Origin of the sequence: Gordonia alkaliphila (assembly GCF_039542465.1) — a bacterium.
Taxonomy (GTDB): Bacteria; Actinomycetota; Actinomycetes; order Mycobacteriales; family Mycobacteriaceae; genus Gordonia; species Gordonia alkaliphila.
In genome coordinates, this window is sequence record NZ_BAABIE010000001.1 from 315,166 (window position 1) to 328,071 (window position 12,906).

General features: G+C 70.1%; 9 protein-coding genes. All 9 read left to right on the forward strand.

Annotated features, from left to right (window positions below; all coding sequences use genetic code 11):
- The first annotated feature begins 203 nt into the window (after positions 1-203).
- A complete protein-coding gene (locus ABD989_RS01485) occupies positions 204-1,799 on the forward strand; it encodes a carboxyl transferase domain-containing protein (RefSeq protein WP_345312157.1) in 1,596 nt (531 codons plus the stop codon).
- A 55-nt stretch (positions 1,800-1,854) separates the two neighbouring features.
- Complete coding sequence (locus tag ABD989_RS01490) at positions 1,855-3,900, forward strand: acetyl/propionyl/methylcrotonyl-CoA carboxylase subunit alpha (protein WP_345312158.1); 2,046 nt, start codon at positions 1,855-1,857, stop codon at positions 3,898-3,900.
- Between the two features lie 88 nt (positions 3,901-3,988).
- Positions 3,989-5,137, forward strand: coding sequence for an acyl-CoA dehydrogenase family protein (locus ABD989_RS01495; protein WP_246994188.1), 1,149 nt, complete (start codon positions 3,989-3,991; stop codon positions 5,135-5,137).
- Positions 5,134-5,637, forward strand: coding sequence for a MaoC family dehydratase (locus tag ABD989_RS01500; protein WP_246994190.1), 504 nt, complete (start codon positions 5,134-5,136; stop codon positions 5,635-5,637). The genes ABD989_RS01495 and ABD989_RS01500 overlap by 4 nt, the downstream gene beginning before the upstream one ends.
- Positions 5,637-6,488 (forward strand): HpcH/HpaI aldolase/citrate lyase family protein, encoded by an 852-nt coding sequence (locus ABD989_RS01505; protein WP_246994192.1) that lies wholly within the window; start codon positions 5,637-5,639, stop codon positions 6,486-6,488. The genes ABD989_RS01500 and ABD989_RS01505 overlap by 1 nt, the downstream gene beginning before the upstream one ends.
- On the forward strand, positions 6,488-8,128 hold the full coding sequence (locus ABD989_RS01510; RefSeq protein WP_246994194.1) for an AMP-binding protein: 1,641 nt from the start codon (positions 6,488-6,490) through the stop codon (positions 8,126-8,128). The genes ABD989_RS01505 and ABD989_RS01510 overlap by 1 nt, the downstream gene beginning before the upstream one ends.
- Positions 8,129-8,157: 29 nt before the next feature.
- Entirely contained in the window at positions 8,158-10,116 is a 1,959-nt protein-coding gene (locus ABD989_RS01515; RefSeq protein ID WP_345312159.1) for an acetoacetate--CoA ligase, read from the forward strand.
- Positions 10,117-10,225: 109 nt separating this feature from the next.
- A complete protein-coding gene (locus ABD989_RS01520; RefSeq protein WP_345312160.1) occupies positions 10,226-11,203 on the forward strand; it encodes a DUF5336 domain-containing protein in 978 nt (325 codons plus the stop codon).
- Positions 11,204-11,352: 149 nt separating this feature from the next.
- Positions 11,353-12,885: a cell division protein PerM gene (locus tag ABD989_RS01525; protein WP_345312161.1), complete on the forward strand. Its 1,533-nt coding sequence runs from the start codon at positions 11,353-11,355 to the stop codon at positions 12,883-12,885.
- The last annotated feature ends 21 nt before the right edge of the window (positions 12,886-12,906 follow it).

Consider the following 12,906-nt stretch of genomic DNA (forward strand, 5'->3'; position numbering starts at 1 on the left):
GCGAGGCCGGATCCGGGGTGGGGGCGGCAGCGAGCGGTGTGCGGCCGCGGTGGTGGTGCGGCCTGACCTCAGGATAGCGAACTGTGTGCCAGATCACGTTCGCGGCACGGAAGTGAGAGGCTGTACAAGTGGACGTCCGTCACGTAATCTGCATTCAGTTAATCATCAATAACTGATATTTCGAGACGGCAGAAAGGGCGTCGATGACCACCACGGAGGACATCACGGGTACGGGCCTGACCGGTGCGGACGCGCATCGCGCCAACGTCGAGGTGCTGCGCGACCGCCTGTCGCAGGTCGCCCAGGGCGGCGGTGACAAGGCGCGGGAACGGCACCTGAGCCGCGGCAAACTGCTGCCGCGCGATCGCATCGACGGTCTGCTCGACCCGGGCTCCCCGTTCCTGGAGGTGTCTCCGCTCGCCGCCTTCGACATGTACGACGGCAAGGCGCCCGCCGCGGGCGTCGTCGCCGGCATCGGGCGGATCCACGGACGCGAATGCATGATCGTCGCGAACGACGCCACCGTCTCCGGCGGCACCTACTACCCGGTGACGGTCAAGAAGCACCTGCGGGCCCAGGAGATCGCCGCGGCCAACCGGCTGCCGTGCATCTACCTGGTCGACTCCGGCGGCGCGATGCTGCTGAACCAGGACGACGTCTTCCCCGACCGGGAGCACTTCGGCCGCATCTTCTACAACCAGGCCAACATGAGCGCGGCCGGCATCCCGCAGATCTCCGCGGTGCTCGGATCGTCGACCGCCGGCGGCGCCTACGTCCCGGCGATGAGCGACGAGAACGTCATCGTCCGCAACCAGGGCACCATCTTCCTGGCCGGTCCGCCGCTGGTGAAGGCGGCCACCGGTGAGGACGTCACCGCCGAAGACCTCGGCGGCGGCACCATGCACTCCACCGTCTCCGGCGTCACCGACCACCTCGTCGACAACGACGAGCAGGCGCTGGCCAAGGTCCGCGAGATCGTCGCGACGTTCGGCCCGCAGGACCCGGCGCAGTGGGAGACCACCGCGACCGTCGCGCCGATCCGCCCGCAGACCGACCTGTACGACGCGGTTCCCACCGATCCGCGTATCCCGTACGACGTGCGCGAGGTGATCGAGACCCTCAGCGACGGCGGCGAATACACCGAGTTCAAGGCCGGCTACGGCACCTCGCTGGTCACCGCGTTCGCCACTGTCCACGGCCACCCGGTGGGCTTCGTCGCCAACAACGGCGTCCTGTTCTCCGAGTCCGCGCAGAAGGGCGCGCACTTCATCGAGCTGTGCGATCGCCGCCGGATCCCGCTGATCTTCCTGCAGAACATCACCGGCTTCATGGTGGGTCGCCAGTACGAGGAGGGCGGCATCGCCAAGAACGGCGCCAAGATGGTCACCGCCGTCGCCTGCGCGCGCGTGCCCAAGCTGACCGTGATCATCGGCGGTTCCTTCGGCGCAGGCAACTACTCGATGTGCGGCCGGGCCTACTCGCCGCGCTTCCTGTGGATGTGGCCCAACGCCCGTATCTCGGTGATGGGCGGCCCGCAGGCGGCCGACACCCTCGCCACGGTGCGCCGCGGCCAGTATGAACGCTCCGGCGAACAGTGGCCGGCCGCGGACGAGGAGGCCTTCAAGGAGCCGATCCGCAAGCAGTTCGAGACGCAGTCGGACTCGTACTATTCCACCGCCCGACTCTGGGACGACGGGATCATCGACCCCGCCGACACCCGCACCGTGCTCGGCCTGGCGCTCGAAGCCTGCCGCCACGCACCGCTGGGCGACGTCAACAACGGCGTCTTCCGCATGTGATCGGCCCACCCGCACACCGGACCCGCCCCTTCGCGACGACCACAGGACTTCACCGATGACAACCGCACTTGTTTCCACCGCCACCGCGAGCCCGCGCACCATCCGCAGCGTGCTGGTGGCCAACCGCGGCGAGATCGCCTGCCGCGTGATCGACACCCTGCGCACCATGGGCATCCGCTCGGTCGCGGTGTACTCCGACGCCGACGCACACGCCCCGCACGTGCGGGCCGCCGACATCGCCGTCCGACTCGGCCCGGCGCCTGCCGCGCAGAGCTACCTCGACATCGCCAAGGTCGTCGAGGCCGCCCGCGCCACCGGCGCCGATGCCGTGCACCCCGGCTACGGCTTCCTCTCCGAGAACCAGGAGTTCGCCGCCGCGCTGGCCGCCGCCGACATCGCGTTCATCGGCCCGCCGGCGCAGGCCATCGCGACCATGGGCGACAAGATCACCGCGCGCGCCGCGGTCACCGAACGCGGCGTCCCGGTGGTGCCGGGCCTGTCCCGCCCGGGCCTCACCGACGAGGAACTGATCGCGGCCGCGCCCGGCATCGGGTTCCCCGTCCTCATCAAGCCGAGCGCGGGCGGCGGCGGCAAGGGCATGCACCGCGTCGACGATCCCGCCGAGCTCCCGGCCGCACTCATCACCGCGCGTCGCGAAGCCGCGTCGGCCTTCGGCGACGACGCGCTGTTCCTCGAGCACTTCGTGCTGACCCCGCGCCACATCGAGGTGCAGGTGCTGGCCGACGAGCACGGCAACGTGATCCACCTCGGCGAGCGCGAGTGCTCGCTGCAGCGCCGCCACCAGAAGGTCATCGAGGAGGCGCCGTCGGCGCTGCTGACCCCCGAGACGCGCGCCCGCATCGGGGCGGCCGCCTGCGATGCGGCCCGCAGCGTTGGCTACACCGGCGCAGGCACCGTCGAATTCATCGTCTCGGCCTCCGCGCCCGACGACTTCTACTTCATGGAGATGAACACCCGCCTGCAGGTGGAGCACCCGGTCACCGAGATGGTCACCGGCGTGGACCTGGTGGAGCAGCAGGTGCGGGTGGCCCGCGGCGAGGTCCTGACCATCGCGCAGGACGACGTGGTGCTCACCGGCCACGCGGTGGAGGCGCGCATCTACGCCGAGGACCCGGCGCAGGGTTTCCTGCCGACCGGCGGTGCCGTCCGTACGCTGCGGTGGCCCACCGGCCTGGCGTCGCACGTCCGGATCGACTCGGGCATCGACGAGGGCTCGGTGATCGGGTCCGACTACGACCCGATGCTGGCCAAGATCATCTGCCACGGCGCCGACCGCACCGAGGCGCTCGACCGGCTCGACGAGGCGCTCGCCGACACCGCGCTGGTCGGCGTCGGCACCAACATCGACTTCTGCCGCTACGTGCTGGGGCAGCCGCGGGTGCGTGCCGGCGAACTCGACACCGAACTGCTCGACCGCCTCGTGGTGGACTACGCCGCCCCGACGCCCACGCCCGCCGCCCTGGTGGCCGGCGCGCTCGGCACCCTCGACCTCGGCGACGCCGACGACGTGTGGACCAGCGCGGTGGCCTTCCGGATCGGCGTGCCGTCGCCCATCGTCACCCGCCTCGTCTGCGACGGTCGGACCTACCGGGTCTCGGCGCTGGTCACCGACTCGGACACCCGCACCCTGCACGCCGAGGTGACCATCACCGGCGACGACGACGCCGAGGTCTGGCAGGGCACCGTCTACCTCCGTCCGCGCGGCGAGCACGCGGTCACCGTGCGCTGCAACGGCATCGGCGCCCGCTGGGTGGTCCAGCAGACGTCGTCGACGGCGCGCTGGGTGTCCGGCGAGGACGGCACCTGGGTGATGCAGTTGGCCCACACCCTGGCCGACACCGACGACGCCGAGGCGGCCGGTGACGTCCGCAGCCCGATGCCGGGCACCGTCGTCGCCGTCCCGGGCGTCGACGGCGCCGCGGTCGCAGCCGGTGATCCGCTGGTGGTGGTCGAGGCCATGAAGATGGAGCACACTCTGCGTGCTCCGGCCGCCGGCGTCGCGTCGATCGCCGTCAAGGTCGGGCAGAAGGTGGATGCCCAGCAGATGCTGGCGCAGGTCGTCGTCGAGAATGAGGCCTGAGTCATTACCCAGCAGTAGGCCGTGTCCACACGCGGTCAGTCACTAACGTCAGCCCTAGAAACACCACGATCAAGAAGGTACTTCCCAGATGGAACTGAGCCAGGAATACACCGACCTCATCGGCAGCGTGCGCGACTTCGCCCAGCAGGTGGTGGCCCCGGTGTCGTACAAGCACGACAAGGAGAAGTCGTTCCCGTACGACGTGGTGAAGCAGATGGGCGAGATGGGCCTGTTCGGCCTGCCGTTCCCCGAGGAGTACGGCGGCATGGGCGGCGACTACTTCGCCCTGGCGCTTGCGCTCGAAGAACTCGGCAAGGTGGACCAGTCGGTGGCCATCACCCTGGAGGCCGGCGTCGGCCTCGGCGCCATGCCCATCTACAAGTTCGGCACCGAGGAGCAGAAACAGCGGTGGCTGCCCGACCTCGCCGAGGGCAAGCGGCTGGCCGGCTTCGGACTCACCGAACCGGGCGCGGGCAGCGACGCCGGCGCAACCGCCACCACCGCCGTCGAGGACGGCGACGAATGGGTGATCAACGGCGGCAAGCAGTTCATCACCAACTCCGGCACCGACATCACCTCGCTGGTCACCGTCACCGCGGTCACCGGCACCCGCCCGGACGGCGGCAAGGAGATCTCCACCATCATCGTGCCCGCGGGCACGCCCGGCTTCGTCGCGGAACCGGCCTACGACAAGGTCGGCTGGAACGCCTCGGACACCCATCCGCTGAGTTTCACCGACGTCCGGGTGCCGCGGGAGAACCTGCTGGGCACGCGCGGCCGCGGCTACGCCAACTTCCTGTCCATCCTCGACGAGGGACGCATCGCGATCGCCGGTCTGGCCACCGGTGTGGCGCAGGGCTGCGTCGACGAGTCGATCAAGTACGCCGCCGAGCGGCAGTCGTTCGGCAAGTCGATCGACCAGTACCAGTCGATCTCGTTCGCGATCGCGCGGATGGAGGCCCGGGCCTTCGCGGCGCGCACCGCCTACTACGACGCCGCGGCGAAGATGCTGGCGGGCAAGCCCTTCAAGAAGGAGGCCTCCATCGCCAAGATGATCTCCAGCGAGGCCGCGATGGACAACGCGCGCATGGCCACGCAGATCCACGGCGGCTACGGCTTCATGAACGAGTACACGGTGTCGCGGCACTACCGCGACTCCAAGATCCTGGAGATCGGCGAAGGCACCACCGAGGTGCAGCTCATGCTGATCGCGCGCTCGCTCGGACTGCCGGCATGAGCGCCGACGCCGCCTCGTCCGGCGTGCGCATCACCCAGCGCGGCCTGTGGTTCGAGGAATTCGAAGTCGGCGCGATCTACGAGCACCGGCCGGGCCGCACCCTCACCGAGGCCGACAACGTCCTGTTCACCACGCTGACCATGAACACCCAGGCGCTGCACCTGGATGCGGCGTGGTCGGCGGCCCAGCCCGGATTCGACGGCCAGCGCCTGATCAACTCGATGCTGACGCTGTCGACGATCGTCGGCCTGTCGGTGGCGCAGCTGACGCAGGGCACCCTGGTGGCCAACCTCGGGTTCTCCGACATCGCCTTCCCCGCACCGATGTTCGCCGGCGACACGCTGTACGCGGAGACCGAGTGCACCGGCAAGCGCGTGTCCACGTCGCGGCCGGGGGAGGGTGTGGTGTCGCTGACCCACATCGGCCGCAATCAGCACGGCGTCGTGGTGGCCCGTGCCTCCCGTTCCACCCTGGTACGTCTCGATCCCGAAGGACAATGATGACCGACGCCCCCACTGAGTACGGCTGGCTCCCGGCCGGACCGGCCCTGCTGTTCTGCCCGGCCGACCGACCCGAGCGCTACGCGAAGGCGGCCGAGCGCGCCGACGTGGTGATCCTCGATCTCGAGGACGCCGTGTCCCCGGAGAACAAGGCCGCCGCCCGCCAGGCGCTGGTCGACACCCCGCTGGATCCGGCGCGCGTAGTGGTGCGCGTCAACGCGGCCGACACCGCCGAGCACGCCGCCGACCTGGCCGCCCTGGCACAGACCGAGTACCGCGTGATCATGCTGGCCAAGGCGCAGGACGCGGCCGTCGTCGCCGGACTCGACTACTCGGTGGTCGCCCTCATCGAGACCCCGCTGGGGGTGGTGCGCTGCGAGGAGATCGCCGCGGTCGACAACTGCGTGGGCCTGATGTGGGGCGCCGAGGATCTCGTCGTCGGCTTGGGCGGCAAGTCCAGTCGGTTCGGCGACTCCGAGCCCGGGGCCGGCGCCTACCGCGACGTCCCGCGCTTCGCGCGGGCCCGCGTCCGCCTGGCCGCCGGCGCCTTCGGCAAGGCCGCCATCGACGCGGTGCACGTCGACATCGCCGACGTGGTCGGCCTGGACCTGGAGGTCCGCGACGCCGTGGCCCTCGGCTTCGCCGGTACCGCCTGCATCCACCCGTCGCAGGCCAAAGTGGTCCGCGACGGTTACGCGCCGTCCCCGCAGGAAGTGGCGTGGGCGCGGCGTCTGCTCGCCGCCGCCGAGGAGTTCCGCGGCGGAGTGTTCGCATTCGAAGGACAGATGGTCGACGCGCCCGTCTTCGGACAGGCGGTCGCGGTGCTGCGCCGCGTCGGAGAGGAACTGTGATGAGCGAACTGTCGTACGCCAAGGGCGAGAGCACCCCGGCGCTGCTGGAAGACACCATCGGTGTCACGCTCGCGAAAACCGCTGCCGCGCACCCGGATTCGATGGCGTTGATCGACGCGGCCGCCGACGACGGGGCGGGCCGCCAGTGGACCTACGCCGAGTTCCACGCGCAGGTGCGCGCGCTCGCCGCCGGCCTGCGTCGCCTGGGCATGGTGCCCGGCGATCGGCTGGCGCTGTGGGCGCCGAACCGGTGGGAGTGGGTGATGACCCAGTTCGCGGCGGCCGAGGCCGGCGTCGTCCTGGTGGTGCTCAACCCGTCGTACCGTCGGCACGAGGTGGCCTACGCACTCAACCAGTCCGGCGCGTCGGTGGCCTTGTCGGCCACCGCATTCCGCGATTCGGCCTACGCGCAGATGCTCGACGACGTGCGGGCCGAGGTGCCCGAACTGCGGACCGTGATCCTGTTCGAGTCGCCGGAGTTCGACGAACTGCTGGTCCCGCCGACCGAGTCCGAGCTCGACGAGCTGGCTGCGGCCGCGGCCACGCTGCGCGCCGAGGATCCGATCAACATCCAGTACACGTCGGGCACCACCGGCAACCCGAAGGGCGTCACGCTCTCGCACCGCAACATCGGCAACAACGGCTACCTGGTAGGCGAGCTGCTCGAGTACACCGCGGACGACTCCATCTGCACGCCGGTGCCGTACTACCACTGCTTCGGCATGGTGATGGCCAACCTGGCGGCCACCTCGCACGGTGCCACCATGGTGATCCCGGCGCCGGCCTTCGATCCGGCGGCCACCCTGGCGGCGGTGGAGAAGTACCGCTGCACCAGCCTGTACGGCGTGCCGACCATGTTCATCGCCGAACTCGCGCTGCTCGACTCCGGTCGGACGTTCGACCTGAGTTCGCTGCGCACCGGCATCATGGCCGGCTCCACCTGCCCCGAGTCGGTGATGCGTCGGGTGCTCGACGAGATGCACATGTCGCAGGTGTCGATCTGCTACGGCATGACCGAGACCAGCCCGGTGTCCACGCAGACCCGCATGGACGATCCGCTGGAACTGCGCGTCGGCACCGTGGGCCGAGTGGGCCCGCACCTGGAGATCCAGGTGGTGGATCCGGCGACCGGCGAGCAACTGCCGCGCGGCGAGGCCGGCGAGCTGTGCACCCGCGGTTACTCGGTGATGCTCGGCTACCGCAACGATCCGGTGAAGACCGCCGAGGCGATCACCGACGACGGCTGGATGCGCACCGGTGACCTCGCGGTGATGGGCGACGACGGCTACGTCCGCATCACCGGCCGCATCAAGGACCTGGTGATCCGCGGTGGCGAGAACATCTACCCGCGCGAGGTGGAGGAGTTCCTCTACACCCACCCGGACATCGTCGACGCGCAGGTGATCGGGGTGCCCGACGAGAAGTACGGCGAGGAACTGATGGTCTGGGTGCAGTTGCGCGAGGGCGCTGCGCCGATGACCGCGGAGAGTCTGCGCGAGTTCGCCACCGGCTCCATCTCCCGCCACAAGATCCCCAAGTACGTGCATATCGTCGACAGCTTCCCGATGACCGTGACCGGCAAGGTGCGCAAGGTGGAGATGCGCGAGCAGGCCATCGACCTCCTCGGCCTCGAGCCGTAAGCACCTGTGTAGAGAGTGAAGTAGGACCCATGAGTGAGCACCCCGCCGCCTCGGCGACACCCTATGAGCAGTTCGTCGCCCAGCTCCGCGAGCGGACCGGTCGCACACTGTCGTCGTACGACGACGTGTGGCAGTGCTCGGTGACCGAGCTGCCCGGCTTCTGGCGCGCCGTGTGGGACTTCTTCGACCTCGACGACGTCGCCGCCGAGCCGCTCGCCGACGGCGACGCGGCAGTGCTGGCCGATGCGGTGATGCCGGATGCCGCCTGGTTCCCCGGGGTTCGGTTGAACTACGTCGATGCGGTCCTGCGCAATTGCGATCGGGACGGCGCCGCGATCGTCGGGCTCGACGAGGCCGGCAACCGCACCGAGATCGCCTGGCGCGAGCTGCCGGGCCTGGTGGCCGCGGTCGCGGCGGCGCTCGCCGACGCCGGGATCGGGGAGGGCGATGTGGTCGCCGCCTACCTGCCCGACATTCCGGAAGCCGCGATCGCTTTCCTGGCCACGGCGTCGCTCGGCGCGATCTGGTCGGGCTGCGGCCAGGACTACGCGCCCGAGGGTGCGGCCGGCCGCTTGGAGCAGTTGCGCCCGAAGGCCCTGTTCACCTGCGCCGGTTACCGCTTCAACGGCAAGGACGTCGACAAACGGGCCGAGAGCGCCGAACTGGCCGGGCTCCTCGAGGACGTGGTCCTGCACATCCAGGTCGGCGCCGAGGACAGCGCGGCCGAGACAGCGTGGTCCGCCGTCGTCACCGACACCTCGCGCACGATGCCGTCGGTGAAGGTGGCCGCCGACCATCCGCTGTGGGTGCTGTTCTCCTCCGGCACCACCGGCCGCCCGAAGGGCATCGTGCACGGGCACGGCGGCGTCCTGGTGGAGCACTTGAAGGAAACGGCCCTGCACTGCGGGCTCGACTCGAAGTCGGTCTTCTTCTGGCACACGGCGCTCAGCTGGATGATGTGGAACTACCAGGTGGCCGGGCTGCTGGTGGGTGCGCGGATCGTCACCTACAGCGGCTCGCCGCTGTACCCGGACGCCGACCGGCTGTGGCAGATCGTCGCCGACGAGCACGTCACCTTCTTCGGCACCAGTCCCGGACAGCTCAACGCCTCGCGCAAGGCCGGGTTGGTGCCCGGCCGCGACCATGATCTGTCGGCTCTCGCCACGCTCGGCAGCACCGGATCCACCCTGCCCGCCGACCTGTTCGAGTGGGTGTACCAGAACGTCGACGCCGGCCTGCCGATCTCGTCGGTCAGCGGCGGCACCGACATCGTCAGCGCCTTCGCCGGTGGCAGCGACGGCGTGCCGGTGGTGGCCGGCGAACTGTCGGTGCGCCATCTCGGCGTCGCGCTCGAGAGCTGGTCGCCGGATGCGCAGCCGCTGATCGGCGAGGTGGGCGAGCTGGTGGTCACCGCGCCGATGCCGTCCATGCCGATCTCGTTCTGGAACGACGACGACCAGGCCCGCTACCGCGCCGCCTACTTCGACCACGAATGGGACCGTCCGCTGCCGCATCCGGTGTGGCGGCACGGCGACTGGGTCACCGTCACCGACCGCGGCTCGCTGCTGTTCCACGGCCGCAGTGATGCCACCTTGAACCGGCACGGCATCCGGATGGGGTCGGCCGACATCTACGAGGTGGTCGAGGGCGTCGAGCAGATCGCCGAGGCCTTCGTGCTGGGCGTCGACGGTCCGGACGGCGCCTACTGGATGCCGATGTTCGTGACCCTGGTGCCCGGCGCCGAGCTCACCGACGAACTGGTCAAGCAGGTGGCCGCGGAGGTCAAGACGCGACTGTCGCCGCGGCACGTCCCGGACGAGATCATCGTGGCCCCGGGCATTCCGCACACCCGCACCGGCAAGAAGCTGGAGGTGCCGGTCACCGCGATTCTGGCCGGGCGCGACGACGTGAACGTCGACCCGAAGTCGATCGACGACCCGGACCTGATCGACTGGTATCGCGAGCGCGGCGCCGCCCATCGTTGGTGACGTATCGCTGCGCCGGAACGACGCGCCGCGAGGTGTCTGTACTAGCGTGGATGCAGTTCGCGGGTCATCGTTGACGACGGTGGCCGTTCCTCAAGCCAGGAGAATCTCTGTGACTTATCCGCAAGGCCCGAGCTACGGCCAGGGCGATTCCGGTCAAGGCCACCAGTACGGCACCGGCCAGTACGGTCAGCAGCAGTACGGCCAGCAGGCCCAGCAGCAGTACGGCCAGCAGCAGTACGGTCAGCAGTACGGCCAGCAGCAGCAGTACGCCGCGCCCAAGCCGCCGTCGCAGGGCTTGCCGCACAACACGCCGATGATCCTGTCGGCAGTGGTGGGCGCCCTCGGCGTGATCATGCTGTTCTGCGGCTTCATGCCGGCTGTCACGGCCGAGGGCCGCCGCACCAGCGAATCCATCAAGCTCTTCGACACGCTCTACGTGGCGCCGTGGATCATCTTCGCCGTGGCAGGCATTCTGGCGCTCCTCACCCTGGTGGCCGGCGCGACCAAGCAGTTGGTCGCCGGAATCGCCGCGCTGAGCATCACCGCGGCCATGGTCACGATCTTCATGTTCGCGGGCTCGGACGCCTGGGAAGGCGCCGACACCGGTGCCGGTGCCATCGTGCTGCTGATCTTCACCGTGGTCGGCGCGCTGGCAGCGGTCGGTTGGCTGCTGGTGGAGGCCGAGTACCTCAAGACCGCACCGGCCCCGAGCGCTGCGGCGCCTGCCGCTGCCGCACCGGCCGCCTACGGCAGTGCGGCGCCCGCCGCGTCGTACGGTCAGCCGGCCACCCCGGCCTACGACCAGAGTGCGCCGTCGACCAGCTCCTACGGTGCTGCGCCCTCGTACGGTTCGACCCCCTCCTACGGTTCGACCCCCTCGTACGGCTCGGGCCCCGCGCACGACGCCGCGACCTCGGTGACCGGCAGCGACGCTGCGACCACCTACAACCCGCTGCCGACCGCCGGCCAGTCGTCGGATCCGGGCACCCCGGCCGATGACAGCTCGGCGACCACCTTCTTCGGTCTGCCCGACACGTCGGCGTCCACCGAGACCTCGGGTGAGAGCTCGGACGGCACCAGCAAGTAGGCTGCCGCGCACCGGCAGTTTCTTCACCGAACGCCGTCGCCCCGCCGGGGCGGCGGCGTTCGGCATCCCCGCCCAGCGCCGATCACAATTTCGGTCGCTGCGGCGTGGCCCCTTCGAGCGCGCCGTCGGACGTGCCACCCTCGATAGCGATGCCTGCAACCACCGAACCTCTGGTCACCCGTCTCCGACAGGGACGGGTCGCTCGGCGTGGCGAGCACCAGGTCGGCCGGACGGCCACCTGGAACCTGCTGAAGGTCGCGCTGCTGGTGCCGGTGCTCACCACCGTGGTCCTGGCGCTGGTGCTCACCGTGACCAAGCTGCTGGCCGGCGGCGCGTTCGGCGGGCTCAGCAGCCAGTCGGCGGCCGCGTGGCTGGCGGTGAACCAGGTGCCGTTGACCGTCGGCGGGGTGACCGTCGGCGTACTGCCGATGTTGCCGACCATGGTGCTGATCGCGGCCGTCGCGATGGTCACCGCGCGGGCCTGCCGCGAGGTCGACAGCCTGCAGGAAGTGGCGACGATCGCCGGTGCCGCGCTGGCCGGACCACTGGTGTGGACCGCCTTGGCCTTGGCCGTGGTGGCCGACGGCGCGGCCGTGTCCGCGCTCGGTCAGCCCGCGCCGCTGCCCGCCTTCGCCTTCACGCTGCTGGTGCAGGGTATCGGCGTGGCGATCGGCACGGCCCGCCGCTGCGTGCAGCCGCTGCTGGCGATGTACGAGTTCCCGGTGGCCGACCGCGTGGGCGGACGCGCCGGGCTGCTGGCCTTCGCCGGGCTGCTCGGTGGCGGCCTGGCGCTGGTGGTGATCGCGGGCCTGGTCAAATGGGACCGGATCGGTGAGCTGATCGCGACCGGCAATTCCTTCGACGGCTACCTCGGCCTCATTCTGCTGTCGATCCTGTACCTGCCGAACGTGGTGGTCGGCGCGCTCGGTGTGGCCGTCGGTGCCAGCGTGCAGGTCGGCACCGCGACCATCGACGCGATCAGCGTGCATCCCGGTGCCGTGCCGCCGCTGCCGATCCTGGGGCTGCTTCCCGAGTCGAGCATGGGCCCGCTGGGCGCGTTCGTCTTCGTCGTGCCGGTGGCCGTCGGGGTGGCCGTCGGCTGGTACTGCCGGAGCTACGACATCGCCAAGCACCTGCGCGCCGTCGGCGTCGCCGCCGCGACGTGCGCCGCGCTGGTGGTGCTGGCCTGCGGCATGTCGGGCGGCGCAGTCGGCGAACTCGGCCGGGTGGGCGTGAGCGCACCGCTCGCCGGGGTCTACACCTTCGCGTGGATCGCGATCCTCGGCGCGGTGACCGCGGGGGTCCACCGGGTGGCGCCGGCCAGTTGGTTCGGCGACGCGGAGGCGGGGTCCGACGACGACTTCGACCTGGACCGGCTGCTGGCCGAGGATGCGGAGTTCGCGGACCTGGAGATCGTCGAGGATCCGGACCTGGACACCGCTGCGGACACCGACACCGACACCGACGACGAGGACGAGGACGACGAGACCGACGCCGCCGAGGCCGACGTCGACGAGGATTTCGACGAGGATGCAGACGTCGTCGAGGCCGCGGAAGTCGAGGACGAAGACGTCGAACCCGACATGGCGGGCGCGGTGACCGAGGAACTCCCCGTCACATCCGACGAGGTCGAGGCGTCGACTGACGCACCCGAGCGGCAGAGCGCAGACCCGGGGCACTAAAATCCAGGGCGTGAACAACCG